The sequence below is a fragment of the Sphingobium sp. B7D2B genome, assembly GCF_025961895.1.
Classification (GTDB): Bacteria; Pseudomonadota; Alphaproteobacteria; order Sphingomonadales; family Sphingomonadaceae; genus Sphingobium.
Genome location: NZ_JAOQOM010000001.1, coordinates 3,043,950 through 3,069,635, shown reverse-complemented (window position 1 = coordinate 3,069,635; position 25,686 = coordinate 3,043,950). Strand labels below are relative to the sequence as shown.

The window sequence follows — 25,686 nt, the reverse complement described above, 5'->3', positions numbered from 1 at the left end:
TGCGGCGCAATTAGTTTCCAGCGGATTTACGACGCGCGCGCCGGAGCGCGCATCGGCTTATGCGCTGCGCGAGGCAAGCGGCTGGCCCGGCACCGGGCCGTGCGCCGCCCCCATGGCGCGGATCGCCTCGATCTTGGCGTAAAGCGGGCTCCAGTCATCGCGCTCGGCGATGGACGCCCAGAGCGCCTCGACTTCCTCGATGTGCATCGAGCAGGGCGCATCGGCCTGCCAATAGGGATGGTCACCGGCGCCGGGTCTTGGGGCGAGGGACACGCGCGCGGCCCGCACCTCGTCCCACGCTGCGCCCGAATAACGCGATTCGGCATGGTCGCCACGCCGCCAATCGAAGAAGAAGCGGTCGATGAGTACATCGCTGCCGCGCAGCGCCTCGATAGCGGCGACCACGAAAGCGCGGCCGGCCTCCGAGTCCGGCGCGTCGAGGCCCAGCCGCCAGAGGAACCGCTCGATCAGGCGACTCTCATAAATGGCCGGAAAACGCCGAAGCACCTCGACCAGCGCCTCCGTCTCCGCATGCTCCACCAGCGACTGCGCCAGTTGCGCGACATCCCAGTGGATCGCCTCGGCCTGGCGGGCGAAGGCGTAGAGGCCGGTCTGGTCGAAATAGGCGGCGGTAAAGCCCGGCTCCCAGCGCGGGGTGAAGCGCCATGGCCCATAGTCGAAGCTCTCGCCCGTGACCGCGATGTTGTCGCTGTTGAGGACGCCATGGACGAAGCCGGCGACCATATTGCTCGCGGCGAGATCGGCCGTGCGCGCGACGACCGCCTCCAGCAGCGTGAGCGCGGGCACCTCGCCGGGCTCCAGCGCCAGCAGATGGCGCAGGCAATAGTCGATCAGCCGTGCGCTCTCCTCGCGCTGGCCGAGATAAGCGAGCCGCTGGAAGCTGCCGATGCGGATATGGCCGTGGCTGAGCCGCACCATTACCGCCGAGCGGGTGGGGGAAGGCTCGTCGCCGCGCACCAGCGGCTCGCCGGTCTCGATGATCGAGAAGGTGCGCGAGGTGGTGACACCCAGCGCCTCCAGCATTTCGGTCGCGAGGATTTCGCGCACGCCGCCCTTGAGGGTCAGGCGGCCGTCGGCGGTGCGGCTCCACGGGGTGCGGCCTGAGCCCTTGGTGCCCAGATCCAGCAATCGGCCTCCGGCAGGCGCGGCCTCGCGCATCTGGGCGAACAGAAAGCCGCGTCCATCGCCAAGATCGGGATTGTAAGTACGGAATTGGTGACCGTGATAGCGCAGCGCCAAGGGTGTCTGCTGCGCGCCGGGCAGGGGCGTGAAGCGGCCGAAATGGCTGATCCATTGTGCATCGTCGAGCTCCGCCAGCCCCACCGTGCTGGCCGCGCGATCATTGCGGAAGCGCAGGATCGTCTGCGGGAAATCCGCCGGCTGCACGGGGTCGGCCAGAAAATCCGCAATTGAAGCTATTGCGCGTTCCGGATGAAATATGTCTGTCTTAAGCGCTGCGTCCATGCTCTGATATGGGGGGCGCCCCGGGAAAGGATCAAGCTTGTCGGGCTATGAAGACAAATATTGGTGGTCGCAGGACAATTTACGGCTGCATTACCGGGACTATCCCGGGCGCGACGATCGGCCGCCGATCCTGTGCCTGCCAGGCCTGACGCGCAACGTCCGCGACTTCGAGCCGGTGGCAGAGCGGCTAGCGGGCGAATGGCGCGTTATCGTGGTGGAACTGCGCGGGCGCGGCGAGAGCGCTTACGCCAAGGACCCGATGAGCTATGTGCCGCTGGTCTATCTGCAGGATCTGCTCAAGCTGATCGATGAGCTGGCCCTGCCGCGCTTCGTGGGGGTCGGCACGTCGCTCGGCGGGATCATGCTTATGCTGATCGCGGCGACGCGGCGCGGGAGCCTTGCGGGCGCGCTGCTCAACGATATCGGGCCGGAGATTGCCGAGGAAGGGCTGGAGCGTATCCGGCAGGGCGTCGGCACTGGTAGCGCGCAGCCGACCTGGGTTCACGCGGCGCGGGCGGTGGCGGATGTGCAGGGGGTGATCTACCCCGATTACAAGCTGACCGACTGGCTGCGCATCGCCAAGCGGCTATATCGATTGACCAGTCAAGGGCGCATCGTGCTGGATTATGACCAGCGCCTCGCCGAGCCGTTTCGGGCGCCCGGCGGTGCGGCGGGCGTCGACCTGTGGCCGGCGTTCGAGGCGATCGGCGACATCCCGCTCACCTTGGTGCGTGGCGCGCTTAGCGATCTGCTGACCGTCCAGACGGCGCAGGCGATGCAAGCGCGCCTGCCGCAGCTCGATCTGGTGACGGTGCCGCGCGTGGGTCATGCACCCACGCTGGAAGAGCTAGAAGCGGTGGCGGCGCTCGACAGGCTGCTCGACCGGATCAGTGGGAAGCCATGACGCGGCGGGCGGCCCGGCGCGATCTCTCCCGCGAGCCGCTGCGCGTGCTGCAAATTCACCGCACCTTCGATCTGGGCGGCAAGGAAGTGCGCCTTGCCCGGCTGATAAATCATTGGGGCGCGCGGATGCAGCACGACATCCTACTGGGCGAGCCGGGCGCCACTGCGGCGCAAGCTTTGTTCGACCCTGCGCTGAAGGTGCGCTTTCTCGATTCGCCCGCGTTGGAGGGGCCAGCGACCTTCGCCCGCTTCAACGCGCTGGCCAAGGCGATGCGCGGCTATGACCTCATCCTGAGCTTCAATTGGGGCGCGATCGATGGCGTCATGGCGCACCGTCTCTTCCGCCGGCTGCGCTGCCTGCCGGCGTTGATCCACCACGAAGAGGGCTTCGATGTGGACGAGGCGTTCGTCCGCCAGGCCGCTCGCAACCGCTATCGCCAGATCGCCTTGCAAGGTGCGCGGGCGCTCGTCGTCCCGTCGGCGCAGTTGGCGCATATCGCTCAAGCGGAGTGGCGGCAGCCCGCCGAGAAAGTCCACCAGATCCCCAACGGGCTGGATGTCGCCGCCTATGAGGGCACCCGGCCGGTCACTGCGATTCCCGGGCTGGTACCGGACGGACGGCTGATCGTGGGCACCGTCGCCAATCTGCGGGCGGTCAAGAATCTGCCCCGGCTCGTCCGGGCGGTGGCGCCGCTGCGCGACCGGCTGCGCCTGGTCATCGTCGGTGACGGGGAGGAGCGAGACGCGATCCTGGCGGAGGCGGAGCGGCAGGGGATGCGCGATCTGCTGATGCCCGGAGCCCTGCCGCGCCCGCAGGATTATGTCGGCGCCTTCGATATTTTCGCATTGTCCTCCGATAGCGAGCAGTTCCCCACTGCCCTGATGGAGGCGATGGCGGCCGGCCTGCCGGTGGTGGCGACCGACGTCGGCGATACGCTCGGCATGGTCGCGCCGGACAACCGGCCCTTCATCGTGGCCCCGGATGCGACCGATGATTTTCAGGCTGCCCTTGCAGAACTGGCCGGGGATGCCGATCTGCGTCGGACCATCGGCGCAGCCAATCGCGACAGAGCGAGGCGCTGTTTCGATGAAGCCGTGATGATCCAGCTCTACGCCCGGCTCTATGGTGAGGCGGTCGGTAACGAACTGGCGTTATTTTGAGTTTTGTGGCATTTTAGCACTTGGTTTGAGGAAAATGCTGGTAAAGGCGCTCGTGGCTGGCTTGCGAAGCTGGCCGATGGGGCACTGAGGAGTTTCATTTGTTCAAGGGCTTGAAGCCGATCGTCTATGGCGGTCGCGAGGTGTGGCCGGTTATCGAAGGCGGCAAGGGTGTTGCGGTCTCCAATCACATGAGCTCCGGGGCATGGGCTGCCGCTGGCGGCATCGGCACCGTGTCGGCCGTGAATGCGGACAGCTATGATGCCGACGGCAATGTCATCCCGCAAATCTACCATGGCCGCACGCGCCAGCAGCGTCATGAAGAGCTGATCGCCTACGCCATCGAAGGTGGTGTGGAGCAGGTGAAGCGCGCTTATGAGATGGCCGGTGGCAAGGGCGCCATCAACATCAACGTGCTCTGGGAAATGGGCGGCGCGCAGGCCGTGCTGCAAGGCGTGCTGGAGCGCACCAAGGGCATGGTCGCAGGCGTGACCTGCGGGGCCGGCATGCCCTACAAGCTCAGCGAAATTGCTGCGCAGCATCAGGTCAGCTACCTGCCGATCGTCAGCTCCGGTCGCGCTTTCCGCGCGCTGTGGAAGCGGGCCTATCACAAGGCTGCGGAATGGCTGGGCGCGGTTGTCTATGAAGATCCGTGGCTGGCCGGTGGCCATAATGGCCTTTCCAATGCGGAAGACCCGACCAAGCCGGAAGATCCCTATCCCCGCGTGAAGGCGCTGCGCGACACGATGCGCGAGGGCGGCATCAGCGACGAAGTGCCGATCGTGATGGCCGGTGGCGTCTGGTATCTGCGGGACTGGAGCGACTGGATCGACAATCCGGAGCTGGGAGCGATTGCCTTCCAGTTCGGCACCCGTCCGCTGCTCACGCAGGAAAGCCCGATTCCGCAGGCGTGGAAGGAGAAGCTGATGACGCTGGAGGAAGGCGACATCCTCCTCCACCGCTTCTCGCCGACCGGCTTCTATTCCTCCGCGATCCGCAATCCCTTCCTGCGCGATCTCGAGGCGCGCTCGGAGCGGCAGATTGCCTTCTCCATGGAGGAAGCGGGCGACCACAACCATCAGCTCGATGTCGGCATCAAGGGCCGCAACTACTGGGTCACCCGCAACGATCTGCTGCGCGCCCGCGAGTGGGTGCTGCAGGGCTATGAGACTGCGCTCAAGACGCCCGACAACACGCTGGTCTTCGTGACCGACGAGGACCGGGCTGTCATCCGCAAGGATCAGGCTGATTGCATGGGCTGCCTCTCGCACTGCGGTTTCTCGTCGTGGAAGGACCATGACGATTATTCGACTGGCCGCCTTGCCGATCCGCGCAGCTTCTGCATCCAGAAGACCCTGCAGGATGCGGTGCATGGCGGCGATGTCGACAAGAACCTGCTGTTCGCCGGCCATGGCGCCTATCGCTTCAAGCAGGACCCCTTCTACTCCAACGGGTTCGTGCCGACCGTGAAGCAACTGGTCGACCGCATCCTCACCGGGGATTGATGAGCATGATGCGCACGCCGGACATGCCGGGCCTCGCCATCCTCAAATATCGTGCGGCGGATTATCAGGTGGTCCGCTCCGGCCGCTTCGTGATCTGCGCCGTGAGCGGGGTGGAGATTCCGCTCGGCGAACTCGCTTACTGGAGCGAGGCGCGGCAGGAAGCCTATCGCAGTGCGATCGAGGCGACGAAGGCGCTGGCGGGTTAAAGAGCGGAAGCCAGCCCCACCTTATCCACCCCGGACTTGATCCGGGGCCTCGCTGCCTTTTGCGGTGAGCGAAGAAGAAGCGGGATCCCGAATCAAGTCCGGGATGACGTGAGGTTAGGAGCGCGCTGTTCGCTCAAACCCAGCCTTCGAGAATCTGATCCGGCGGCCGGTCGCCGCCGACCCACATGCGGATGTTGGCGATTACCCGCTCCCCCGAGGCGATGCGGCCTTCGAAGGTCGCCGACCCCATATGCGGGGTCATCACCACATTGGGGAGAGCGAGCAGGCGCGGGTCGATCTGTGGCTCGAACTCCCACACATCGAGGCCGGCGCCGGCAAGCTGCCCGGCTTCCAGCGCTTCGATCAGCGCCTCTTCATCCACGATGCCACCGCGGGAGGCGTTGATGAGGTAGACATGGGGACGCAATAGCCCGATGCGGCGCCGGTCGATGAGGTTCTCGCTCTGCGCATTGCGCGGCGTGTGGATCGTCAGGATGTCGATGCTGCGCAGCATCTCGTCGAGGTCGGGGTGCCAGATCGCATCCACTTCCTGCTCTGCGACCTCGGGCAGGCGGTGGCGATTATGATAATGGATGGAGAGGCCAAAGGCGCGAGCGCGGCGGGCGACGGCGCGGCCGATGCGGCCCATGCCGACGATGCCGAGTGCCTTGCCGCCAATGCGGTGACCGAGCATGTTGCTGGGGCTCCAGCCGGTCCACTCGCCCGAGCGCACGAGCTTCTCGCCCTCGGCCAAGCGGCGCGGCACCGAGACGATGAGCGCCATGGTCATGTCCGCCGTGTCCTCGGTCAGCACGCCGGGCGTGTTGGTGACGATAATGTTCTTCGCGCGGGCGGCGGGCAGGGCGATGTGGTTCACGCCGGCGCCATAATTGGCGATCAGCTGCAGCGCATCGCCTGCGCCGGCGATCAGATCGGCATCGAGATCGTCCGTCACGGTGGGCACCAGCACGTCGCACTGCTGAATGGCTTCATGCAGCTCGGCGCGGGTCATGGGATGATCGTCGGCATTGAAGCGGGCGTCGAACAGTTCGCCCAGCCGGGCTTCCACCGCTTGCGGCAGACGCCGCGTCACGATCACGCGGGGCGAAGCGGGCCGGGGGCGCCTGGACATGTGGCCGGAATGCTCAGGCGAGAGCGGAAAGGCAAGCGGCAATTCGCGCAAGGCTGCTTCCGGTTGATGCCATGCGGTGGCCGTGGCAGAAGCGGGCCTTATGGTGTGGGCATTTTCCGGGAGATCGATGGCATGAACGCGCGCGGGCTATTCACGGCTTTTGCGGCGCTGGCCCTGGGACTGGGCCTCGGGCTGGGTGCTGCAGGCGCGCAGGCGCAAACCGGTCGCCCGACGCCCTATTGGGCCTCACTCTCCAAGGGGGAAGCCAAGATGCGCGTGGGGCCAAGCGCGGACTATCCGGCGAGCTGGATCTACCGCCAGCGCGACCTGCCGGTGAAGGTGGTCGAGGTCTACACCAATTGGCGCAAGATCGAGGATCCGGACGGCACGCAGGGCTGGATGCATGTGCGGCTGCTCAAAGATGAAGCGACCGCGATCGTGAAGGATAATATCGCCCAGATGCGCGACGGCCCCTCCGAGAGCGCCCGCCTTCTGTTCCGCCTGGCGCCAGGCGTCGTGGGGCGGCTCTCCGGCTGTTCGGATGGCTGGTGCGCGATGGAGGTCAACGGCCGGCGCGGCTATGTGCAGGCCGCGAGCCTGTGGGGCGCGCTGGACTGACGGAAGCGGGGGGCGTGCCGGTTAAGGCACGCCGGCTTGGCTTCTCAGATCATCGCGGGAGCGCGGCGGCTTCCTTCGCCAGTGCTTCCACGGCTGCGGGATCGAGCGGCCCCTTGGGCACAACCCAGCTTCCGCCGACGCAGCCGACGAAGGGCTGAGCCAGCCATTCCGGTGCGTTTGCGGCCGTGATGCCGCCGGTCGGGCAGAAGCGCACGCCGCCGAACGGCGCCGCCAGCGCCTTGAGCGCGGGGAGGCCACCGCTGGTCGAGGCCGGGAAGAATTTGAAGCGCTCAAGCCCCAGATCCAGCCCGCGCATGATGTCCGCCGCCGTGGCGACGCCGGGGAGCAGGGTGGCCCCATTGGCGATCGCGGCCTTGCCGAGCGGCTCGGTGAGGCCGGGCGACACGATGAACTGCGCGCCCGCCTCCAGCGCCTGATCGAGCTGGCGGGGGTTGAGCACGGTGCCGGCCCCGACCACGGCGCCGGGGACCTGCGCCATTTCGCGCATCACCTCGAGCGCGACTGGGGTGCGCATGGTGACCTCGAGGGCCGGCAGGCCCCCGGCGACCAGCGCCTGCGCCAGCGGGACGGCATCGGCCACGGACTCCACGATCAGCACCGGAATCACCGGCGCCAGCGCCATTACATCATCGACAGTCATGCTCATGCTTTCTTCTCCCGCCATGCAGCGGCGGCGCCATAAAGGCCAATTTCAGGATGGGTTGCCAAGCGAACCGGAATGGTTCTCATCAAGGCTTCGAAGCGACCCTTTGCAGTGAAACGGTCATGGAAGGCGCTATTGTTCACGAGGAAGTCGCGCATCCGCTGCGTCAGTCCGCCGGCCAGCACCACATGATGCGGCCCATGCGCCAGAGCGAGGTCGCCGGCCGTGGCGCCATAGCTCATGCACAGCCGCTCCAGCGCCGTGCGGGCGAGGGGATTGCTGCCATCCAGAGCGGCGGCCCACAGGTCCGCGTCGTTCATCAGCGTGACCGGCGCCTGGCTGATCGTCGCCAGCGCCCGGTAGAGTGTATTGAGCCCCGGTCCGGAGACGATCCGCTCCGTCGAGACCCGCACGAGATCGGTGCGCAACTGCGCGAGAATGCGGCCCTCCAGCGCGTCGAGCGGCGCGAAATCGACATGACCGCCCTCGGTCGCGACGATATGCGGCACGCCCTCGTCAAACGCGATCATCGCCACGCCAAGACCGGTGCCGGGGCCGAGAATCGTGACCGAGCCATTTTCAGGAAAGGCCTCATCCGGCCCGAACAGCAGCGGCAGATCGCTCAGCGGCAGCCGCGCAATGGCGTGGGCCACCGCCTCGAAGTCATTGACCAGCCGCACCGCCCCGACGCCGAGATCATCGGCCAACTGGGCAGGGCGGATGATCCAGCTTGAGTTGGTGAGCTTGATGACCTCCCGCCCGATGGCCGTGGCGAAGGCGATGGAGACCCTCTCCGGTGCTGGCGCATCGTCATCGGCCAGAAAGGCCTGCCAGCAGCTTTGCAGGCTGGCATGATCGGCGACCTTGTATTTGCGCACGGTGCCCAGCGTGGGCACGCCGCGCGCATCGAGCGTGGCACGGGCGAAGCGGGCATTGGTGCCGCCAATATCGGCGGCGACGAGATCGGTCATAGTTCCGCATCCATGGCTGCCAGCAGCGGCGAGGCGCCCGCTTCCGCCAGATCGCTGTTATGGCGGAACAGGGCGAACAGTTCCCGACCGGTGTCATAGGGCGGCGGCGGCGCTTCGGCCTGATCGCGCGCATCCCATTCCGCGGCATCGACCTTCGCTTCCAGCGTGCCGCTCTCGGCGCAGACGCGGACGATGTCGCCATCGCGCAGCTTGCCGATGGGGCCGCCACCCAGCGCCTCGGGCGAGAGGTGAATGGCCGCCGGCACCTTGCCGCTCGCGCCGGACATGCGGCCATCAGTCACCAGCGCGACCTTGAAGCCCTTGTCCTGCAGCACGCCGAGCGGCGGGGTGAGCTTGTGCAGCTCTGGCATTCCATTGGCGCGCGGCCCCTGGAAGCGCACGACAACCACGACGTCCCGATCCAGCTCGCCCGCCTTGAACGCGGCCATGACCTGATCCTGATCGGAGAACACGCGGCACGGCGCCTCGATGGTCCAGCGTTCGCGGTCCACGGCGCTGGTCTTCATGATGCAGCGGCCGAGATTGCCGGCGAGCAGCCGCATTCCGCCATCCGCGCTGAATGGGTTGGAGAGGGGGCGCAGGATCGCCTCGTTGCCGGGCGCGGTTGGCGGTTCGTCCCAGACGAGCGCGTCATTCTCCAGCGTCGGCATCCGCCCGTAATCCGTGAGATCAGCGCGGGCGACGGTCATCACGTCCCGGTGCAGCAGGCCGCCGCGCAGCAGTTCGGTGATGATCCAGGCCATGCCGCCTGCGGCATGGAAGTTGTTCACGTCATCCGCGCCATTGGGGTAGACGCGCGCCAGCAAGGGCACCGCGGCGGAGAGATCGGCGAGATCCGTCCAGTCGATGACGATCCCCGCCGCGCGCGCGATGGCGGGCAGGTGGATGGCATGATTGGTCGATCCGCCGGTCGCCAGCAGGCCCACGGCGGCATTCACGATGGCCTTCTCGTCGATGCACTTACCGAGCGGGCGATAATCGTCGCCATCCCAGCCGATGCTGGCGACACGATGCACAGCAGCGCGGGTCAGTTCGCTGCGCAGCTTGGTGCCCGGATTGACGAAAGCGGCGCCGGGCATGTGCAGGCCCATCACTTCCATCATCATCTGGTTGGTGTTGGCCGTGCCGTAGAAGGTGCAGGTGCCCGCGCCATGATAGCTGGCGCTCTCGCTCTCCAGCAGCTCCTCGCGCCCCACCTTGCCCTCGGCATAGAGCTGGCGGATGCGCTGCTTCTCCTTGTTGGCGAGGCCCGAGGGCATCGGCCCGGCGGGGACGAAGATCGTCGGCAGATGGCCAAAGCGCAGCGCGCCCATCAGCAGGCCGGGCACGATCTTGTCGCAGATGCCGAGCATCAGCGCGCCCTCGAACATCGCATGGCTGAGCGCCACGGCGGTCGCGAGCGCGATGGTGTCGCGCGAAAACAGCGAGAGCTCCATGCCGGCCAGGCCCTGCGTCACGCCGTCGCACATCGCCGGCACGCCGCCCGCAACCTGCGCCGTGGCGCCGACTTCCCGCGCCGCGATCTTGATCGCCTCCGGGTAGCGGCCATAGGGCTGATGCGCCGAGAGCATGTCGTTGTACGCCGTGACGATGCCGATGTTCATGGCATTGCCGGCGCGGATCGCCGGCTTGTCCTCACCGCTCGCGGCAAAGCCATGGGCGAGGTTGCCGCAGGAAAGTCGATCCCGGTTGGTGCCGGCATCGCGCCCGCGCTCGATGAGGTCGAGATATTTGCGGCGGCTGGCCGCGCTGCGCTGGACGATGCGCTGCGTGACGGCGGCGACGGTGGAATTGAGATCAGTCATACCAGCTTGCTCCATCGCGCTCGATCAAGGCAATGCCGGCGGATGGCCCCCAGGTGCCGGCGGCATAATGCACGACCTGCTGGCCGGATTCCTGCCAACTTTGGGTGATGGAATCGATCCAGGTCCACTGCGCTTCCACCTCGTCGCGGCGCACGAACAATGTGGTGTCGCCCTCCAGCAGATCCAACAGTAGCCGCTCATAGGCGATCCGGCGACGCTCACCGGCAAAGGCGTGTGTGAGCGAGACGTCGAGGCCGACTTCCTGCAGCTTCACGCCATCCCGGTCGAGCCCCGGCCGCTTGGCCATGATGCACAGGCGGATGTTCTCGTCCGGCTGCAGGCGGATGATCAGCGAATTGGGCTCCAGCGCGCGATCATAGCCGTTGCGGCGGAAAATGCTGTGCGTCACCGGCTTGAACTGGATGAGAATTTCCGACTGGCGGTTGGGCATGCACTTGCCCGTGCGCAGATAGAACGGCACGCCGGTCCAGCGCCAATTGTCGATATGGGCCTTCAACGCCACGAAGGTCTCGGTATCGCTCTCCTTGCCCAGTTCCTCGGCATAGCCGGCGATGATCTTGCCCTTCACCGCGCCGTCGCGATACTGGCCGCGCACGCTGTGGGTGCGGACCGTTTCGGGCGTCATCGGCCGCAGCGAGCGCAGCGCCTTCACCTTCTCGTCGCGCACCGAGGTGGAATCCATCCGCGCGGGCGGCTCCATGGCGATGATCGAGAGGATCTGGAGCATGTGGTTCTGCACCATGTCCTTGAGCGCGCCGACGCCGTCATAATAAGAGACGCGGCCCTCCAGCCCCACCGTCTCGGCGACGGTGATCTGGACATGATCGATGGCGCCCCCGTTCCACAGCGGCTCGAACAGGCGGTTGCCAAAGCGCAGCGCCATCAGGTTCTGCACCGTTTCCTTGCCCAGATAATGGTCGACGCGGAAAATCTGCTCTTCATCGAACAGGTCGCCAATGGCGTCGTTCACCACCTTGGACGAGGCGAGATCCTTGCCGATGGGCTTTTCCATGGCGATGCGGGTGTGCGCATCGACCAGACCCGCGGCTGCGAGGCCCTGAGCGGTGGGCGCGAAGAGCGATGGCGGGGTAGACAGATAGACCGCAATGGGACCATCGCCCAGCGCCTTCGCCCGTTTCGCCAGCGCATCGAAATGCGCCTGCTCGCCGGCAGACACGGCGCAATAGCTGATCTTTTCGAGAAAAGCGGTGACGCGCGCCTCATCATGATGCTCATCGGCGAGATAGGTCGCCAGCGCCTTGCGGATGGTCTCGCGAAAGGCCGCGTCATCCATCTCGGACCGGCCGGAGGCGAGGATGTTGAACGGCTCGGGCAGCAGCCCGTCGCACAGCAGATGGTAGAGCGAAGGAAACAGCATCCGGTGCGCCAGATCGCCGGTGGCGCCGAACAGGATGAGTGTCGCGGACTTTTCGAACAAGACTGGGGACCCTTCGTGGCCTGATGAATTGCGCACCTGAGCGGGACATTACAGGCGCACGACTTTGGTGCAACCGCACAATCGGACCCGTTTTCGATGAGGGCGCAGGGGCGCGCTCTACCTTTACGTGATCGCGCAGGGCCAGAATTCCTTCAACCGGCTCTATGGGAGGCAGCCGCAAGGCATTGTTCGCCGGCGCAAAATCTTGCCTCGCGCGCGGTTGGTCACGGTGAATTCCGGCTTGCCAGACGGGCAGCGGTTCCGCAGGAGCGCACATGCGGCGGGGGCGGTTCTCACCATTTGACCCTCGAAGACAGACCGACCAGCCTTCGGGGGAGAGATACATGGCGCAGTCCCATACAGACGGGCAGCGGATCGACATCGAGACCATTCTGGACCGGCCTTACGGGGCCTGGCGGTGGTACATCTTTGCGCTCTGCGGCATCGCCATGGCAATGGAGGGCTTCGACATGTACATGCTCGGGGCCATCGTGCCGGCTCTTGCTGCGGGTCTTGCTGTCGAGCCAGCGGCGATTTCCGCCGTGTTCGTGGCGCAGGGCATCGGCCTAGCCCTGGGCTATGCCTTCATCGCGCCGCTGGCAGATCGGGTTGGACGCAAGCCGATCGTCATTCTGTGCGTGCTCGGCTTCGGCCTCGTCACGCTTGTCACGGCCCTGGCATCGACCCTGACGGCGGTCTCGCTTCTGCGGCTGGTCGCCTTTGCGTTTTTCGGCGGCATCACACCCAACATCATCGCAATGGTGGCGGAGATTTCGCCGCGCCACATCCGTCCCCGCCAGATCATTCTGGTCACCGCCTGCTTTGCATTCGGTTCGGCGATGGGCAGCGCGCTTGCGCCTCTCATTGTTCATCGGCTCGATTGGTGGGGCGCGTTTCTGGCGGGTGGCGCCGCCCCGCTGCTGCTCCTGCCAGTGCTGATCTTCACCCTGCCTGAATCTCCCCGCTTTCTCGTCACCGCCGGGCGCAGCACTGCACAGGTCAACCGCGTCCTGCGGCACATCACGCGCGACGTCAGCGACACGGCCCATTATTTTCTCGATGAACCGCCAGCCGGGCGGGCGTCACTCAAGTCCGTTTTTGCCGAGGGGCGGCTGGCCATGACCCTCTTGTTCATGCTGGCGGGCGGCATGATGATGTTCGTCGGCAATGCCGTGGCCTCCTGGGCGCCGACCTTCTGGCACATGCAGGCCGGCTTCCCGATGGCGGATGCGGCAGCGCTGTTTGCCCTCTCCTCCGTCGGCGCGATCGTTTGGCCGTTCATCATGATCGCGCTGGTCGGCTGGATCGGCGTCAAGCGCACCCTGCTCTTCTGCTATTTCGCGGGCGGCACCTCGATGCTCGTCTACATGGTACAGCCGTTCACGCCGGCACTGGCCGCGTTCATGGCGATTGCCTTCGGCGCCTTCGTGGTCGGCTCGATCAGCGGGCTCTATGCTTTCATCTCCGCGGCCTATCCCACGCAGATCCGCTCCACGGCGCTTGGCTGGACGGCCGGGGCGGGGCGACTGCTGGCGATCATCGGGCCGGCGACCGGGGGCTGGCTGCTGGCGCAGGGTGTTGGACCGTTCGGCGTGGCGCTGGCCTTCGGGTTGCCGCTGTTCATCGCCGGCATCGCCGTGGCGTTCGTCCGCAGCAAGGCATAGGTCCACCACAGTGTTCCTGCGAAGGCAGGAGCCCATGGCTCAGATGCCGGGCCTTGCCGTCCTAGGCTCCTGCCTTCGCAGGAGGACTTTGTATGATGTAGAGCGCCTCAGCCCTCCTGCAGGCGATCGAACCGCTCCCGATGCGCGTCGATCTCCTCGCGATGCATCTGCGCCCATTTGCCGAGGCGGATCGCCTCGCGGGCCAGCGAATGGCCGAGCGGGGTGAGGGCGTAATCCACCTGCGGCGGTGTCGTCGGGTGGACGGTGCGGTTGACCATGCCGTCCCGCTCCAGCGCGCGGAGGGTGCGGGTGAGCATCTGCTGCGAGATACTGCTCACCTCCCGGCGGATCTGGTTGAAGCGCATCGTGCCATCACCCAGTGCTGCCACCACCGGCAATGTCCACCGGTCGCCGAAGCGCGCGAGGGTCTGCGTGATGCGCATGCACTCCTTGTGCGACGTCACGGTGAGGCGGGTGGTGGTCATATCCATGTGACTAGGTCTCGAAAAAATGCGTTCTTGTTGGTTCTAGAGGTCCACCCTAGCTGGTTGCAAACAGAAACTGATCTTCCCGATCCGTCTCTCAACAGCAATTTTACGAAAGGGCCGACCATGACCGTGTTGCATATCGATTCCAGCATTCAGGGCGAAAACTCCATCACCCGCCAGATTTCGGCAGCCATCGTCGAGCGCCTCAAGGCGGAGCAGCCCGGCGCGGACGTGCGCTATCGCGATCTCGCTGCGCAGCCCTTGCCGCACCTGACGCTGCCCGGCTTCGGGACGGACGAGGCGGCGGCCGTGCTGGCTGAATTCCTGGATGCGGACACGGTCGTGATCGGCGCACCGATGTACAATTTCACCATTTCCACCCAGCTCAAGGCGTGGATCGACCATATCGCGGTGGCTGGCAAGACCTTCCGCTATGACGAGACTGGCAATGCCATCGGACTGGCGGGTGACAAGCGCGTGATCGTCGCCCTCTCGCGCGGCGGCTTTTACGGTGCGGGCACGCCTGCCGCCGCTGTCGAACATGCGGAGAGCTATCTGCGCGCCGTGTTCGGCTTCATCGGCATCGTGCCCGAGTTCATCGTGGCGGAAGGCGCTGCCGTCGGTCCCGAGCATCGCGCAGCCGGCATCGAGGCGGCGCTCGCCGCCGTCGATCAGCTTGAGGTGAAGGTGGCGGCCTGACCGGCCGCCTAACCCTTACCGTTCCGACAGATAATAACGGTCCTTCGCGGAAAGATCGTCGGCCAGCTCATAGACGATGGGCTGGCCGGTCGGGATTTCGAGGCCCGTAATCTCGTCGTCGGGGATGTTGGAGAGGTGCTTGACCAGCGCGCGCAGCGAATTGCCATGCGCTGAAATGAGCACGCGCTTGCCGGCCTTCAGCTCGGGAGCGATCCGGCCCTCCCAATAGGGCAGCACGCGCGCGATGGTATCCTTAAGGCTCTCCGTCGCCGGGATGGCGATGCCGGCATAGCGCCGGTCCTTGCTCAGGTCGAATTCGCTGCCGGCCTCCAGTGGCGGCGGCGGCACGTCGAAGCTGCGGCGCCAGATCTTCACCTGCTCATCGCCATGCTTGGCTGCCGTCTCGGCCTTGTCGAGGCCGGTCAGGCCACCATAATGCCGCTCGTTGAGGCGCCAGTCCTTTTCCACCGGCAGCCAGAGCCGCTGCATTTCCTCAAGCGCCAGATTGAGCGTCTTGATCGCGCGGGTCTGCAGCGAGGTGAAGCACTGGTCGAAATCGAGGCCCTTGTCCCGCATCAGCGCGCCGGCAGCCTTGGCTTCGGCAGCGCCTTTCTCGGTCACGTCGACATCCCACCAGCCGGTGAATCGGTTCTCCAGGTTCCAGGCCGACTGGCCATGGCGGATGAGGACGAGGGTGGGCATGAGGTCTTATCTCCCGATCTTCGGCGGTTTTACCGTTATCGGGCCTGATAGCGGGATTTGGTGTGAGCGCAATCCGTTCGGGCGGGTCTTGAAGACGCGCAGAGAGGCTTCAGGCGTGCTCGAGCGTCGCGGCGTGGCCACGCGCTTGAAGCGCTTTCAACATCGTCTGGTAATGCTGCACATAGCTCTGATAGGCGGCTTTCTCATCCGGGTGCATCGCCGTCGTGGCCTGCGCTTCGAATTGCTGGATCTGGCTCTGGAGAAAGCCCGGATCCCACAACGTCTTCATCTCGTAAACTCCCATATTGCTGGCAGAAAACTGCGCCGGGGCCGGTTGGTTCCGGCAAAAGCGACCGGCTGCGTTAAATGTTGAGAAACCACCCGCGCGGGCTGTCTTTTCGGCCGGAATTGCTGCCGCAAGCGCCCTTGTCCGCCCGAGCACAATTCGCCATGGATGAGCGCATCATCCCATTGCAGCAAAGGAGCAGGAACCATGGCGATCACCCGCACTGTCCACCTTCATGAAGGCCCCGGCGGTCCCTTTGAATCGATGTTCGTCGGCGATGCGGATGCAGGCGATCAGCCAGGTGTGCTGCTGTTCCCCAACTTCATGGGCACCAAGGAATGGGATTTCGCCAAGGCCGAGACGCTGGCGGCACAGGGCTACAAGGTGCTGGTCGTCGACTATTACGGCCAGGGCAAGCGCGGCACGGACATGGAGAGCGCGGGTAAGCTGCTGCATGATTTCATGGCGGATCGCCAGGCGGTGAAGGCCCGGCTGCTCGATGCCCTTGCGGAGCTTCGTGCGTTGCCGGGCGTGGATGGCAGCCGGATCGGCGCCATCGGCTTTTGCGCGGGCGGCAAATGCGTGCTCGATCTTGCGCGCGCCGGGGCGGACATCAAGGCCGGTGTCTCCTTCCACGGCGTCTACGACGCGCCGCCATTCCCCAACGCGCCGATCACCGCCAAACTGATGATCTGCGACGGTTGGAACGACAATCTCTGCCCGCCCGATGCCAAGCTGGCCCTGTGCAAGGAGCTGGCGGCGGCGGACGTGGACTTCCAGTTCACCACCTATAGTCGCACCGGCCACGCCTTCACGGCGGACGATGTGCCGCTGAATGCGGACCGCAGCTTCGGCTTCGAGCCCGAGACCAACCGGCGCAGCTGGCGCGCTGCGATGGCGTTTTTGGGCGATGAACTGGGATGAAGCGAGAGCGCTGATCGCTCCCAATTTTCCGTCACCCCGGGCTTGACCCGGGGGCCAGCTTCCTTTCACGCCTCATCCCGTCAGGCGAACGTCCTAGGAAGAGTGAGCTGGACCCAGGGTCAAGCCCGGGGCGACGGTGGAGGAAGGCACAGTCCGGGCGCCCTGGTCCCGACCGTTCTCAAATATCCCCGACCATCTCCGCCAGCGTGGCGAGGCAGTCGCGCGCGAGTTGCATGGAGCGCTCCGGGCTCCAGCCCTGGGCGGTGTCCGGCAGGTCGTGATTGTCCTTGAACGGCATTTCCAGCGTCATTGCTACCGCGCCGAAGCGCTCGGCGATCTGTGCCGTGGCCATGGAGAGATTGGCCTTGCCGGGGCGTGCCTCGGGATAGCCCAAGCGGGTCTGGAAGTCCGGCGTGCGGATGGCCAGCGTATCGCGATACCGCCGGAACAGCGCAAGCTGCGCGTCCTTGATCGAGGGGATGCCCTCGAACCCGGCGAGAAAGACGGCCGGGATTGCCTCGTCGCCATGCACGTCCATGGCGAAGGCGACGCCGGTCTCGTCCATGCGATTGCGCACGCAGAGCACTTCCGGCGCGCGATCGGCCTGCGGCTCGTGCCATTCGCGATTGAGATTGACGCCCCGGGCATTGGTGCGCAGATGGCCGCGAAAGGCGCCATCCGGGTTCATGTTCGGCACGAGGTAGAAGCGACAGGCGGCAAGCAGAGCGCGGGCATGGGCATTGGTGGGGTCGGTGAGCATGTCGAGCGCGCCTTCCATCCACCATTCCGCCATCGTCTCACCGGGGTGCTGGCGCGCTATCAGCCAGACGGGCTTGTCGCCGCTCCCCAATTCCAGGCAATCGATCGGGCGCCCGTCCAGACTCTCGCCCAGCTGGCGCACGGTCACGCCCTCGCAGGCTGCCGCCTGCGCCACGAGATCATGATGCCGCTCCTGTGAGTAAGGCGCGAAATAAGCGAACCAAGCGGCATCGCCGGCGAGCGTGTAGTCGATGGTGAGAGTGCCGCCATCGACGCCCGGATCGTAGCGGCTGGCGGCACGGCCCCAGCGCTCGCGATCTTCCGAAACGCAGGCGGCATAGCCTGGCCAGCCATCGGGGTAAGCGGATTGCGCAAGTCCGGTGAGGCGCAAGGTCAGGCGCGTGCCCGCCGGCGCGGCAGCGCGAAAGTAGAACCACTGGAAGAAATCGCTCTCATGATCCTTGTGGATGGAGAGCGTCGCGGTGGTGCCGTCGATCGCCTCGACACGGATGTTGCCGCTATCGAAGCTGCTGTTGATGCGAAGGGGCGGGGTGCTGCCTGTCTGCTGTGCGGTCATGGCACCGTGATAGTCTCGCCCGACGTGCCGGGAAAGCCCTTGAACAGCGCATCGGCGAGGCGACCGACCACGAGGCCGGGCTGGGCGGCCGGCGTGCCTTCCTTGGCCTGCGTCTCAGCGCGACCTTCCCACACAACCACCTTGTCGCTCGCGCGGCGCAACTGCACGCGCATCCGGTTCACGACCACGGGCTTGGGTTTGCCGGAGAGATTGATCCCGATGCCAAGGCCGACGCCGCTGCCATAAGAGCCGGTCGATCCGCCCACGCCGACGCTCACCGGGGAGCGTGCGGGCAGCGGCGCGATCGTTTCCCGCCCCATGTCCACAACCGCCTCATATTGCGCTGCCCCTGCACCGGGTGCGCCGGGCTGGAGGGGAGAGAAGCCCGTCCGCGCCAGCGCCGCGCTCACGGCATTGGCGGCGGTGCGGAATTCGAGGCTGGCGCTATCGTCCGGATTGCCGGGCACGATGAGCACGCTTCCCTGCCTGGTGATGTCCGGCTGATGGAATCGGGTGACGTCGACAGGCCCGGTGGATGTCGCGCAGCCACCCAGGGCGAGCGCGCCGAGCACAATGGCCGCGACGCCGACCTTGCGCGCGCCGAATCGCCGACGACCCTTGATGCGGGGAGTCGCCTGTCCATGGAGCGGCGGCGTGGGAAAACTGCTCGTCATGGCCTTGCATCCCTTATCATCTGGCCATCTCTCTGAAATGGCGTCTCATCGGTCGAGTTTGCACCGGAAATGCTGCATGATGGCTTAACGGTTGTTCAGGAAAGCGGTTGCCGGCCTGAGGGGACGGGGCTGCGCAAAACTTGCACCGCCGCCTTGACTTTCCGGGGACTGACCCATAGAGGCGCGGCTTCGAATTTTCCGTCACGCAAGAATCATTTGGACCCGATCATGAAGATCCGCAACTCGCTCAAGTCGCTCAAGGACCGTCACCGGGACAACCGCGTGATCCGCCGTCGTGGGCGCACCTACGTTATCAACAAGACGCAGCGTCGCTTCAAGGCCCGCCAGGGCTGAAGACGCGCGGCGGGGCGCTTTCGCCCTGCCTCTGCCGATCAGGCGCCCGGTCAGTTGCTGGCCGGGCGTTTTGGCGTGTCCGTCACGGCTGATCCGCTGCTGCGCGTGTTCGCCAGCCGTCGATGAGCACATCCAGCGCCAGGATGAAGCTGTCCCGGTCCGCCTCGACCTGAACCGCGCGCAGCGTCGTCCAGCCCGTGACGAGCGCCTGGACGGACCGCTGCGCGACGGCGGCCCTCTCTGCGTTCAGGCCGAGCGCGGTCAACTCCTTCACGATTTGCCCGATCAGATGGTTGCCAGCCCCCCGCTGCGCGCGGGTGACGGCAATGAGCTGACGCGCATCGCGTATGGATGTCTGCGCGTCCCATAAGGCGATGCCGAAATCATGCAGCCATGCCCACCAGCTTTCTGCCGGCGGCACCGAGTCGAGGCAGGCCTTGAAAATGGAGATGGACATGAGTGCGTGGAGGGCCTGCTTGTCCTCCACATGCCAGTAAAGCGATGAGACGCTGACGCTGAGCCGGGTGGCGATCTTCCGCAGGCTGACTGCCCCCAGCCCTTCTTCCTTCAGCAGCGCAATGGCTTCCTCGACGATCCCGTCCTGATCCAGCTTCGCGAATGACATGCTGCTCCCTTGACAGTTTGCCGGTGAAAAAGCATCAATCGCTAAACGAACGATGTTCGATTAGGAGCGGACCCTATGTATCCTTTCACCCCTGGCAGCTACGCGCCGCGCAACAGCTGGTACGTCGCCGCATTTGCGCGCGAAATCGGCGAGGATTTGCTCAGCCGGTGGATCCTCAACGAGCCGGTTGTTCTCTATCGCAAGGAAGATGGCACCGCCGTGGCGGTGGAGGGGCGCTGTCCGCACCGGCATTATCCCCTGGGCGCGAGCAAGCGCGTCGGCGATGCGATCCAGTGCGGCTATCACGGCATCACCTTCGATTCATCTGGGGCCTGCACGATGGTGCCGAGCCAGAGCACCATTCCCGGCGTCTACCGGATCAAGAGCTACCCCCTGGTCGAGCGCGGGCTATGGGCGTGGATCTGGCCGGGTGATGCCGACAAGGCGGATGAGTCGCTCATCCCGACGCTGGACGAGATCGGTTTCAACATTCCCGGCATGATCCCGGATGCCTTTTATTCCATGCATGTCGATGGGCGCTATCAACTGCTCAACGATAACCTGCTGGACCTGAGCCATCTCGGCTATCTCCACGCCACGTCGATCGGCACGCCCGACGATGCCGCGACGCCCGAAGTGCGCGACCTCAATGACCGTCGCCTGTCGAGCCGCCGGATCATGCGCGATACCCCGATGCCGCCTTATCATGATCGCAGCGTGCATGACGGGCTGGTCGATCGTATCTCTGGCATGGATTTCTTCTTCCCCGGCTTTCACGCAGGGATTGGGGAATCCCGCTATCCGCAGGGTCATGAGAAGGCTGGCGAGGTGCTCCACACCAGCCGGGTCTGGCATGCCGTCACGCCGGCGAAAAAGACCAGCTGCAACTACTTCTTCGCGATGAGCGCGCCGTCACAGGCGCGGGTGGACGACGCCCGCCGCCGTCTCGAGCCGGTGCTGGATGAGGACAAGTTCGCGACCGAGGAAATCGAGAAGATCATTTCCACGCTGGACGTCCTCCCGCCCGAGCTGATGCTCAAAAGCGACGGAACGGCGGTGCAGGGCCGACGTATCCTTCAGGCGATGATGGACCGCGAGAAGGCCGAGCTAGAGGGGGCCTGATCGTGAGCGGACGGCCCGCGCGTCAGGCGGCCAGCAGGTCGCGCTGATCGGGGTGGCGCTCGAAATAGGTGACGACGTAGCTGCACACCGGCCGGATCTTGAGGCCGCGTGCGCGCGCATCGTCGAGCAGCCCGGCGACCAGATCGGCCGCGACGCCCTTCCCCCGCAAAGCCGGTGGGGTGAAGGTGTGCGTGATCGTCAGCGTGTCGCCATCGCGCTCATAGGTAGCGAAAGCGATCTCGCCGTCCACTATGATCTCGTATCGGTTGCGCTCGGCATTGTCCTGAACCGCGTGGGCCATGACCTGCTCCTTATTCTGCTGCCTCGGCAAAGGTGCTGCCGGGCCTTTTGGCAGCATACATCGCCATATCCGCGCGAGTAAGGGCGGAAAACTCCGTGTCACCTTGTTCGAGGGCCGTCCAGCCGACGGAAATAGACAGCGGCAGCATCACGCCCTCGTGCAAGCAGGCCGATTCCGCGATCATGCGCTGGAGCCGCCGGGTGGTTTCCTCCACGGCCTCAGGGTCAAGATCGTCCAGCAACAACGCGAACTCATCGCCGCCCATGCGGGCCGCGACGTCGGTGGACCGCAGTCCATTCGCGAGAAGGCGCGCCATATGCACCAGAGCGGCATCGCCGGCGCCATGGCCAAAGCGATCGTTGATCCGCTTCATCGAGTTCACGTCGATGAACACGAGTGCGCATTTGCCTTCATGCCGTTCGAGCCGGTCCAGCCGATCCCGAAGGCAGTTCATGAAATGCCGCCGATTGTAGAGCGGAGTGAGCGTATCGCGAATGACGAGTCGTTCAAGTTCCTTGTTGGCGGTTTTAAGAAGGGACAGCTCCCGGCGGAGTATATCCAACTCCTGCTCAAGCGCTGAAATGTCAGGTGCGGGAAGATCGAGTGCGACCGTCCGCGCAGTGGCTTCCATCAAAGCTCTATCTCCTGTGCGCGACCGCAGCATGTAACCCTGTGCGCTGGGTATAGTTCCAAGCTTTGCCTTTGTGCACTGCGGAACCCGCGTTCCGCCGTATGATCAGAGCGTTTTGACCGGTTGTGCGCCATGGCGCTGGTGTCTATGGGCTGAGACTTAAAGAGAAGTTTCCGGCCGGCGTTCCCGTTGACGCCAGGCAGCATGAGGACGGGGCGGCGAAGAATGGCGAAAATCGGTGTGATCATGGGCTCGCAGTCCGACTGGGACACGATGCGCCATGCCGTCGATGTTCTGCAAGACCTTGAAATTGAATGCGAAACGCGGATTGTTTCGGCTCACCGCACCCCGGATCGACTCGTCGATTATGCCAAGACGGCAGCAGGCCGAGGTCTGCACGTCATCATCGCCGGAGCCGGCGGAGCGGCCCATTTGCCGGGGATGGTCGCGGCCATGACTCGCGTGCCGGTGCTCGGTGTTCCGGTGCAGTCGGCGACCCTCTCCGGGCTCGATAGTCTGCTTTCCATCGTACAGATGCCCGGCGGCATTCCGGTCGGGACGCTGGCCATCGGCAAGGCAGGCGCCAAGAATGCCGGTTTGCTCGCAGCTGCAATATTAGCCAATAGCGACGCGGCGCTGGCCGATCGACTGGATGCATGGCGTGCGGCGCAAACGGATTCGGTGGCAGGCAGCCCGCAATGACCTCCCCCATGACGATTGCGCCCGGGTCGACCATCGGCATCGTCGGCGGCGGCCAGCTTGGCCGGATGATCGGCATGGCCGCGATCCAGCTTGGCTATCGGGTCCATATTTTCGCGCCCGAAGAGAGCGGCCCCGCGTCTGACATTGCAAGTGCGTGGACGCAGGCGCCCTATGAGGACGACGCCGCGCTCACGGCCTTTGCAGACGCGGTCGATATCATCACCTATGAATTCGAGAATGTGCCGAGCAACGCCGTCGCCTTGCTCGCCAAGCTCGGGCACGTCCGGCCCAATGCCCGCGCACTGGCGGTCGCGCAGGACAGGCTGCTCGAGAAGAGCTTCGTCGCCGGCCTTGGCGGACGGACGGCGCCCTATGCGCCGGTCTCCAGCGGCGCGGTGCTGCAGGATGCAATCGCGCGGATCGGCGCGCCCGCCATCCTCAAGACGACGCGCTTTGGCTATGACGGAAAGGGCCAGGTCCGGCTGATGAATGCGGCGCCCGAGACACTGGACAGCGCCTGGAACGCAATCGGCTGCAATCCGGCGGTGCTGGAAGGGTTCGTCACCTTCGACTACGAGTTTTCGGTGGTGCTCGTGCGCGGACAGGATGGCACCGTGCGCTTCTGGGATTCGCCGCATAATGTGCATGTCGACGGCATTCTCGCGACATCTACGCTGCCGGCTCCGGCGGTCGTGCTGGCGCAGGTGCCCGAAGCGCGGGCGATTGCCGCGCGGGTCGCCCAGGCTCTGGAATATGTTGGCGTGCTTACGCTGGAGTTCTTTGCCGGGGCCGCCGGGCCGATCTTCAACGAGATGGCACCGCGCGTCCACAATAGCGGGCACTGGACCATTGAGGGCGCCGTCACCAGCCAGTTCGAGAACCATGTCCGCGCCATCTGCGGCCTCCCGCTCGGATCGACGGCGCTCGCCGCGCCGGCCGTCTCCATGCAGAACCTGATCGGGGACGAGGCCAATGAGTGGGAAGCGATTCTGGCCGACGAGACCGCGCATCTCCATCTCTACGGCAAGAACGAGGCACGCCCCGGCCGCAAGATGGGCCATGTGACGCGCGTGCACATAAGCGATAGCGCGGCATGACGATGGACGCGCGTCCAGAAATCGTGCTGCTGCTCGCGCGCGCCGACAATGGCGTGATTGGCAGCGAGGGCGACATTCCCTGGCGGATCCCCGGCGATCTCAAGCGCTTCAAGGCCATGACCATGGGCACGCCCATGCTGATGGGCCGGAAGACCTTCGACAGCCTGCCCGGGCTGCTGCCGGGCCGTCGCCACATCGTGCTCACCCGCGACACCGCGTGGCAGGCGGAAGGCGCAGAGGTGGTCCACAGCGTCGATGAAGCCCTTGCCGCCGCGCAGGCGCCGGTGCTGTCGGTGATTGGCGGTGCGGAAGTCTATCGGCTGTTCGAGCCGCTGGCCGACCGGCTGGAGATCACGCAGGTACATCTCTCGCCGCCGGGCGATGCGCGGATCGATGCGCCCGATCCTGCCCGGTGGGAAGAGACGATGCGCGAGGATCACCCGGCGGAGGGCGCAGTCGCCGCTTTCAGCTACCGCACATTCCTGCGGCGCGGAGCCTGATCGCGGTGCGCATGCGAGCCGCCATCGGGGCTGGCGCCCGCGCGTCGCTCCCCCTATAGGCGCCCGCCATGGAACGGATCAGCAGCGATCAGCCGATACCGGCACATTTGCGCGGTGCCATCATTGCCCTCGGCAATTTCGACGGTTTTCACCGGGGCCACCAGGCCGTGGTCGGCCGGGCCGTGGAGCTGGCCCGCGCGCAGGGCCGCCCCGCCATTGTCGCGACCTTCGATCCGCATCCTATGCGGCTGTTCCGGCCGGATGCGCCTTTCTTCCGCCTGACCACGCTCGATCAGCGCGAGCGCCTGTTCGGCGAGGCGGGCGCGGATGCCATGCTGGTCTTCCACTTCACGGCTGAGCTGGCCTCGCACAGCGCGGAGGACTTCGTGGCCATGCTGGCGACCGAGCTGGGCGCGGCGGGGGTGGTGACCGGCGAGGACTTCACCTTCGGGCGCGGGCGCTCGGGCACTGTCGCGGCTTTGCGCACGCTTGGCGCGGTGCACGACTTGGCCGCCGAGGCCGTGGCGCCGGTGCGCGACGAGCAGGGCGAGATCATCTCCTCCAGCCGCGTGCGCGAGGCCCTGCTGGCCGGCGATTGCGCCACGGCGACGGGCCTCCTCACCCGGCCTTTCGCGATTGCCGGCGAAGTCATCGACGGGGACAAGCGCGGCCGCACCATCGGCTTCCCGACCGCCAATATGGAGATGGGCCATTATCTGCGCCCGGCTTATGGCATCTATGCCGTGCGTGCGCGGTTGCCCGATGGCCGAATCGTCTGCGGGGCGGCCAATCTCGGCATTCGCCCGACCTTTGTGCCGCCGCGCGAGTTGCTGGAGACCTATTTGTTCGATTTCTCCGGCAGCCTCTACGGCCAGACGCTGGAGATCGCCCTCATCGAGTGGTTGCGCGGCGAGCGCAAGTTCGACAGTCTGGATGCGCTGGTCGAGCAGATGAGTGCCGATGTCGTGCGGGCGCGGATCATCCTCGGGGCCTAATCATGCCTTGTCACCGCGCAGGTCTCCGGCAAGACTTGCGCTGACAAGGAGAGGCCACGGATGACCCAACAGAACAGCACTGCCCCGACCATCGACCGCGCACCGACTATCGAAACGCCCAAGCTGATCCTGCGAGCGTTCCGTGCGGCCGATGCCGAGCCCTTGTGCGCGGCCATGGCGGACGATGACTTCGCGCGGTTCATCACCAAGGAAGGGCGCGGCCTCACCTATGGCGAAAGCTGGCAACGCTTCTGCAGTCTCGCCGGCCATTGGGTGGCGCGCGGCTATGGCAATTTCGCGGTGGAAGACAAAGCGAGTGGGGCATTCATCGGCCATGTCGGGCCGATGAACCCGCCGGGCTGGCCGGCGTTCGAGATCGGCTGGTGCATCTTCCCGTCCGCGCAAGGCAAGGGCTATGCAGCGGAGGCGGCAGCCGCCGCGTTCCGATGGTCGCACGAGGCCCTTGGCCAGAGTGAGACGCTGCACATGATCGCCGATGACAATGTGCCGAGCCAGAAGGTCGCCCAGGCCCTGGGCGCCGAGCCGGGTGAGATCTGGACGCCCTTCTGGCCGGATGCCAAGCCGGTACGCCAATGGTGCACGCGCTGGGAGGCTTTTACCCGGTCGCCGGCCTACGCGCGGCTGGAGGGGCGATAGGA

29 protein-coding genes are annotated in these 25,686 nt (G+C 65.6%); 15 read left to right on the top strand and 14 right to left on the bottom strand.

What is annotated here, in order from left to right:
* Positions 1-57: 57 nt before the first annotated feature.
* Positions 58-1,485 (bottom strand): protein adenylyltransferase SelO family protein, encoded by a 1,428-nt coding sequence (locus M2341_RS14185; protein WP_264585672.1) that lies wholly within the window; start codon positions 1,483-1,485, stop codon positions 58-60.
* Positions 1,486-1,522: 37 nt separating this feature from the next.
* Between M2341_RS14185 and M2341_RS14180 the strand changes: the two genes are divergently transcribed.
* The 4 genes from M2341_RS14180 to M2341_RS14165 all read left to right on the top strand — a co-directional run bounded on the left by M2341_RS14180 (position 1,523) and on the right by M2341_RS14165 (position 5,257).
* Positions 1,523-2,389, top strand: a complete 867-nt coding sequence (locus tag M2341_RS14180) for an alpha/beta fold hydrolase (protein WP_264585671.1) — start codon at positions 1,523-1,525, stop codon at positions 2,387-2,389.
* Positions 2,386-3,549: a glycosyltransferase family 4 protein gene (locus M2341_RS14175; RefSeq protein WP_264585670.1), complete on the top strand. Its 1,164-nt coding sequence runs from the start codon at positions 2,386-2,388 to the stop codon at positions 3,547-3,549. Before M2341_RS14180 ends, M2341_RS14175 begins: the two co-directional genes overlap by 4 nt.
* A 98-nt stretch (positions 3,550-3,647) precedes the next feature.
* Positions 3,648-5,051 (top strand): NAD(P)H-dependent flavin oxidoreductase, encoded by a 1,404-nt coding sequence (locus tag M2341_RS14170; RefSeq protein ID WP_264571194.1) that lies wholly within the window; start codon positions 3,648-3,650, stop codon positions 5,049-5,051.
* On the top strand, positions 5,051-5,257 hold the full coding sequence (locus M2341_RS14165) for a DUF2093 domain-containing protein (protein ID WP_264571193.1): 207 nt from the start codon (positions 5,051-5,053) through the stop codon (positions 5,255-5,257). Before M2341_RS14170 ends, M2341_RS14165 begins: the two co-directional genes overlap by 1 nt.
* A gap of 133 nt (positions 5,258-5,390) precedes the next feature.
* Here M2341_RS14165 and M2341_RS14160 read toward each other — a convergent pair whose 3' ends face one another.
* Complete coding sequence (locus M2341_RS14160) at positions 5,391-6,389, bottom strand: 2-hydroxyacid dehydrogenase (protein WP_264585669.1); 999 nt, start codon at positions 6,387-6,389, stop codon at positions 5,391-5,393.
* Between the two features lie 132 nt (positions 6,390-6,521).
* Here M2341_RS14160 and M2341_RS14155 point away from each other — a divergent pair, with 132 nt between their 5' ends.
* The gene (locus M2341_RS14155; RefSeq protein ID WP_264585668.1) at positions 6,522-7,007 is read left to right on the top strand and encodes an SH3 domain-containing protein; all 486 of its coding nucleotides are present in this window, start codon (positions 6,522-6,524) and stop codon (positions 7,005-7,007) included.
* A 49-nt stretch (positions 7,008-7,056) separates the two neighbouring features.
* On the opposite strand, the gene eda is transcribed toward M2341_RS14155, so the two are convergent.
* The 4 genes from eda to zwf are packed head-to-tail and all read right to left on the bottom strand — an operon-like array spanning position 7,057 to position 11,927.
* Complete coding sequence (eda, locus tag M2341_RS14150) at positions 7,057-7,674, bottom strand: bifunctional 4-hydroxy-2-oxoglutarate aldolase/2-dehydro-3-deoxy-phosphogluconate aldolase (protein WP_264585667.1); 618 nt, start codon at positions 7,672-7,674, stop codon at positions 7,057-7,059.
* Positions 7,671-8,642 carry a glucokinase gene (locus M2341_RS14145; RefSeq protein WP_264585666.1) on the bottom strand — a complete coding sequence of 324 codons (972 nt, stop codon included), beginning with the start codon at positions 8,640-8,642 and terminating at the stop codon, positions 7,671-7,673. The genes eda and M2341_RS14145 overlap by 4 nt, the downstream gene beginning before the upstream one ends.
* Positions 8,639-10,468, bottom strand: a complete 1,830-nt coding sequence (gene edd / locus M2341_RS14140) for a phosphogluconate dehydratase (RefSeq protein WP_264585665.1) — start codon at positions 10,466-10,468, stop codon at positions 8,639-8,641. The genes M2341_RS14145 and edd overlap by 4 nt, the downstream gene beginning before the upstream one ends.
* On the bottom strand, positions 10,461-11,927 hold the full coding sequence (gene zwf, locus M2341_RS14135) for a glucose-6-phosphate dehydrogenase (RefSeq protein WP_264579662.1): 1,467 nt from the start codon (positions 11,925-11,927) through the stop codon (positions 10,461-10,463). The genes edd and zwf overlap by 8 nt, the downstream gene beginning before the upstream one ends.
* Positions 11,928-12,271: 344 nt before the next feature.
* Between zwf and M2341_RS14130 the strand changes: the two genes are divergently transcribed.
* Positions 12,272-13,591: an MFS transporter gene (locus M2341_RS14130; RefSeq protein WP_264585664.1), complete on the top strand. Its 1,320-nt coding sequence runs from the start codon at positions 12,272-12,274 to the stop codon at positions 13,589-13,591.
* A 107-nt stretch (positions 13,592-13,698) separates the two neighbouring features.
* Here the strand turns inward: M2341_RS14130 and M2341_RS14125 are convergent, their stop codons facing one another.
* Positions 13,699-14,082, bottom strand: a complete 384-nt coding sequence (locus M2341_RS14125; protein ID WP_181560501.1) for a winged helix-turn-helix transcriptional regulator — start codon at positions 14,080-14,082, stop codon at positions 13,699-13,701.
* Positions 14,083-14,202: 120 nt separating this feature from the next.
* Between M2341_RS14125 and M2341_RS14120 the strand changes: the two genes are divergently transcribed.
* Entirely contained in the window at positions 14,203-14,778 is a 576-nt protein-coding gene (locus M2341_RS14120; protein WP_264585663.1) for an FMN-dependent NADH-azoreductase, read from the top strand.
* 15 nt (positions 14,779-14,793) lie between these two features.
* Here the strand turns inward: M2341_RS14120 and gpmA are convergent, their stop codons facing one another.
* A complete protein-coding gene (gpmA, locus tag M2341_RS14115; RefSeq protein ID WP_264573500.1) occupies positions 14,794-15,480 on the bottom strand; it encodes a 2,3-diphosphoglycerate-dependent phosphoglycerate mutase in 687 nt (228 codons plus the stop codon).
* A 109-nt stretch (positions 15,481-15,589) separates the two neighbouring features.
* The gene (locus M2341_RS14110) at positions 15,590-15,769 is read right to left on the bottom strand and encodes a hypothetical protein (RefSeq protein ID WP_264575083.1); all 180 of its coding nucleotides are present in this window, start codon (positions 15,767-15,769) and stop codon (positions 15,590-15,592) included.
* Positions 15,770-15,973: 204 nt separating this feature from the next.
* Here M2341_RS14110 and M2341_RS14105 point away from each other — a divergent pair, with 204 nt between their 5' ends.
* On the top strand, positions 15,974-16,690 hold the full coding sequence (locus M2341_RS14105) for a dienelactone hydrolase family protein (RefSeq protein ID WP_264585662.1): 717 nt from the start codon (positions 15,974-15,976) through the stop codon (positions 16,688-16,690).
* Between the two features lie 178 nt (positions 16,691-16,868).
* On the opposite strand, the gene M2341_RS14100 is transcribed toward M2341_RS14105, so the two are convergent.
* Both M2341_RS14100 and M2341_RS14095 read right to left on the bottom strand, forming a co-directional pair.
* Positions 16,869-18,026: a M14-type cytosolic carboxypeptidase gene (locus M2341_RS14100; protein WP_264585661.1), complete on the bottom strand. Its 1,158-nt coding sequence runs from the start codon at positions 18,024-18,026 to the stop codon at positions 16,869-16,871.
* Positions 18,023-18,700, bottom strand: coding sequence for a DUF4136 domain-containing protein (locus M2341_RS14095; protein WP_264585660.1), 678 nt, complete (start codon positions 18,698-18,700; stop codon positions 18,023-18,025). The genes M2341_RS14100 and M2341_RS14095 overlap by 4 nt, the downstream gene beginning before the upstream one ends.
* A 228-nt stretch (positions 18,701-18,928) precedes the next feature.
* Here M2341_RS14095 and ykgO point away from each other — a divergent pair, with 228 nt between their 5' ends.
* Positions 18,929-19,054, top strand: coding sequence for a type B 50S ribosomal protein L36 (gene ykgO / locus M2341_RS14090; RefSeq protein ID WP_008069451.1), 126 nt, complete (start codon positions 18,929-18,931; stop codon positions 19,052-19,054).
* A gap of 82 nt (positions 19,055-19,136) precedes the next feature.
* On the opposite strand, the gene M2341_RS14085 is transcribed toward ykgO, so the two are convergent.
* Positions 19,137-19,679 carry a TetR family transcriptional regulator gene (locus M2341_RS14085; RefSeq protein WP_264571178.1) on the bottom strand — a complete coding sequence of 181 codons (543 nt, stop codon included), beginning with the start codon at positions 19,677-19,679 and terminating at the stop codon, positions 19,137-19,139.
* A gap of 75 nt (positions 19,680-19,754) precedes the next feature.
* On the opposite strand from M2341_RS14085, the gene M2341_RS14080 reads away from it, so the two are divergent.
* Positions 19,755-20,801 carry an aromatic ring-hydroxylating dioxygenase subunit alpha gene (locus tag M2341_RS14080; protein ID WP_264585659.1) on the top strand — a complete coding sequence of 349 codons (1,047 nt, stop codon included), beginning with the start codon at positions 19,755-19,757 and terminating at the stop codon, positions 20,799-20,801.
* 22 nt (positions 20,802-20,823) lie between these two features.
* Here M2341_RS14080 and M2341_RS14075 read toward each other — a convergent pair whose 3' ends face one another.
* Positions 20,824-21,102 (bottom strand): GNAT family N-acetyltransferase, encoded by a 279-nt coding sequence (locus M2341_RS14075; RefSeq protein ID WP_264585658.1) that lies wholly within the window; start codon positions 21,100-21,102, stop codon positions 20,824-20,826.
* A gap of 10 nt (positions 21,103-21,112) precedes the next feature.
* Positions 21,113-21,733: a GGDEF domain-containing protein gene (locus M2341_RS14070; RefSeq protein WP_264585657.1), complete on the bottom strand. Its 621-nt coding sequence runs from the start codon at positions 21,731-21,733 to the stop codon at positions 21,113-21,115.
* 225 nt (positions 21,734-21,958) lie between these two features.
* On the opposite strand from M2341_RS14070, the gene purE reads away from it, so the two are divergent.
* From purE to M2341_RS14045, 5 genes are all read left to right on the top strand, one after another.
* Positions 21,959-22,435 carry a 5-(carboxyamino)imidazole ribonucleotide mutase gene (gene purE / locus M2341_RS14065; protein WP_264586054.1) on the top strand — a complete coding sequence of 159 codons (477 nt, stop codon included), beginning with the start codon at positions 21,959-21,961 and terminating at the stop codon, positions 22,433-22,435.
* 8 nt (positions 22,436-22,443) lie between these two features.
* Positions 22,444-23,532 (top strand): 5-(carboxyamino)imidazole ribonucleotide synthase, encoded by a 1,089-nt coding sequence (locus M2341_RS14060; RefSeq protein WP_264585656.1) that lies wholly within the window; start codon positions 22,444-22,446, stop codon positions 23,530-23,532.
* A 2-nt stretch (positions 23,533-23,534) separates the two neighbouring features.
* Positions 23,535-24,032, top strand: a complete 498-nt coding sequence (locus M2341_RS14055) for a dihydrofolate reductase (RefSeq protein WP_181560489.1) — start codon at positions 23,535-23,537, stop codon at positions 24,030-24,032.
* Between the two features lie 68 nt (positions 24,033-24,100).
* Positions 24,101-25,027, top strand: coding sequence for a bifunctional riboflavin kinase/FAD synthetase (locus M2341_RS14050; protein ID WP_264585655.1), 927 nt, complete (start codon positions 24,101-24,103; stop codon positions 25,025-25,027).
* Between the two features lie 60 nt (positions 25,028-25,087).
* Positions 25,088-25,684: a GNAT family N-acetyltransferase gene (locus M2341_RS14045; RefSeq protein ID WP_264585654.1), complete on the top strand. Its 597-nt coding sequence runs from the start codon at positions 25,088-25,090 to the stop codon at positions 25,682-25,684.
* Positions 25,685-25,686: the final 2 nt, after the last annotated feature.

What these genes read in the sequence shown, in the direction of transcription:
- M2341_RS14185 (WP_264585672.1), bottom strand. Translation starts at nt 1,485, where the DNA reads ATGGACGCAGCGCTTAAGACAGACATATTTCATCCGGAACGCGCAATA.
- M2341_RS14175 (WP_264585670.1), top strand. Translation starts at nt 2,386, where the DNA reads ATGACGCGGCGGGCGGCCCGGCGCGATCTCTCCCGCGAGCCGCTGCGC.
- M2341_RS14165 (WP_264571193.1), top strand. Translation starts at nt 5,051, where the DNA reads ATGAGCATGATGCGCACGCCGGACATGCCGGGCCTCGCCATCCTCAAA.
- M2341_RS14160 (WP_264585669.1), bottom strand. Translation starts at nt 6,389, where the DNA reads ATGTCCAGGCGCCCCCGGCCCGCTTCGCCCCGCGTGATCGTGACGCGG.
- M2341_RS14155 (WP_264585668.1), top strand. Translation starts at nt 6,522, where the DNA reads ATGAACGCGCGCGGGCTATTCACGGCTTTTGCGGCGCTGGCCCTGGGA.
- eda (WP_264585667.1), bottom strand. Translation starts at nt 7,674, where the DNA reads ATGAGCATGACTGTCGATGATGTAATGGCGCTGGCGCCGGTGATTCCG.
- M2341_RS14145 (WP_264585666.1), bottom strand. Translation starts at nt 8,642, where the DNA reads ATGACCGATCTCGTCGCCGCCGATATTGGCGGCACCAATGCCCGCTTC.
- edd (WP_264585665.1), bottom strand. Translation starts at nt 10,468, where the DNA reads ATGACTGATCTCAATTCCACCGTCGCCGCCGTCACGCAGCGCATCGTC.
- M2341_RS14130 (WP_264585664.1), top strand. Translation starts at nt 12,272, where the DNA reads ATGGCGCAGTCCCATACAGACGGGCAGCGGATCGACATCGAGACCATT.
- M2341_RS14125 (WP_181560501.1), bottom strand. Translation starts at nt 14,082, where the DNA reads ATGGATATGACCACCACCCGCCTCACCGTGACGTCGCACAAGGAGTGC.
- M2341_RS14120 (WP_264585663.1), top strand. Translation starts at nt 14,203, where the DNA reads ATGACCGTGTTGCATATCGATTCCAGCATTCAGGGCGAAAACTCCATC.
- gpmA (WP_264573500.1), bottom strand. Translation starts at nt 15,480, where the DNA reads ATGCCCACCCTCGTCCTCATCCGCCATGGCCAGTCGGCCTGGAACCTG.
- M2341_RS14110 (WP_264575083.1), bottom strand. Translation starts at nt 15,769, where the DNA reads ATGAAGACGTTGTGGGATCCGGGCTTTCTCCAGAGCCAGATCCAGCAA.
- M2341_RS14105 (WP_264585662.1), top strand. Translation starts at nt 15,974, where the DNA reads ATGGCGATCACCCGCACTGTCCACCTTCATGAAGGCCCCGGCGGTCCC.
- M2341_RS14100 (WP_264585661.1), bottom strand. Translation starts at nt 18,026, where the DNA reads ATGACCGCACAGCAGACAGGCAGCACCCCGCCCCTTCGCATCAACAGC.
- M2341_RS14095 (WP_264585660.1), bottom strand. Translation starts at nt 18,700, where the DNA reads ATGACGAGCAGTTTTCCCACGCCGCCGCTCCATGGACAGGCGACTCCC.
- ykgO (WP_008069451.1), top strand. Translation starts at nt 18,929, where the DNA reads ATGAAGATCCGCAACTCGCTCAAGTCGCTCAAGGACCGTCACCGGGAC.
- M2341_RS14085 (WP_264571178.1), bottom strand. Translation starts at nt 19,679, where the DNA reads ATGTCATTCGCGAAGCTGGATCAGGACGGGATCGTCGAGGAAGCCATT.
- M2341_RS14080 (WP_264585659.1), top strand. Translation starts at nt 19,755, where the DNA reads ATGTATCCTTTCACCCCTGGCAGCTACGCGCCGCGCAACAGCTGGTAC.
- M2341_RS14075 (WP_264585658.1), bottom strand. Translation starts at nt 21,102, where the DNA reads ATGGCCCACGCGGTTCAGGACAATGCCGAGCGCAACCGATACGAGATC.
- M2341_RS14070 (WP_264585657.1), bottom strand. Translation starts at nt 21,733, where the DNA reads ATGGAAGCCACTGCGCGGACGGTCGCACTCGATCTTCCCGCACCTGAC.
- purE (WP_264586054.1), top strand. Translation starts at nt 21,959, where the DNA reads ATGGCGAAAATCGGTGTGATCATGGGCTCGCAGTCCGACTGGGACACG.
- M2341_RS14060 (WP_264585656.1), top strand. Translation starts at nt 22,444, where the DNA reads ATGACGATTGCGCCCGGGTCGACCATCGGCATCGTCGGCGGCGGCCAG.
- M2341_RS14055 (WP_181560489.1), top strand. Translation starts at nt 23,535, where the DNA reads ATGGACGCGCGTCCAGAAATCGTGCTGCTGCTCGCGCGCGCCGACAAT.
- M2341_RS14050 (WP_264585655.1), top strand. Translation starts at nt 24,101, where the DNA reads ATGGAACGGATCAGCAGCGATCAGCCGATACCGGCACATTTGCGCGGT.
- M2341_RS14045 (WP_264585654.1), top strand. Translation starts at nt 25,088, where the DNA reads ATGACCCAACAGAACAGCACTGCCCCGACCATCGACCGCGCACCGACT.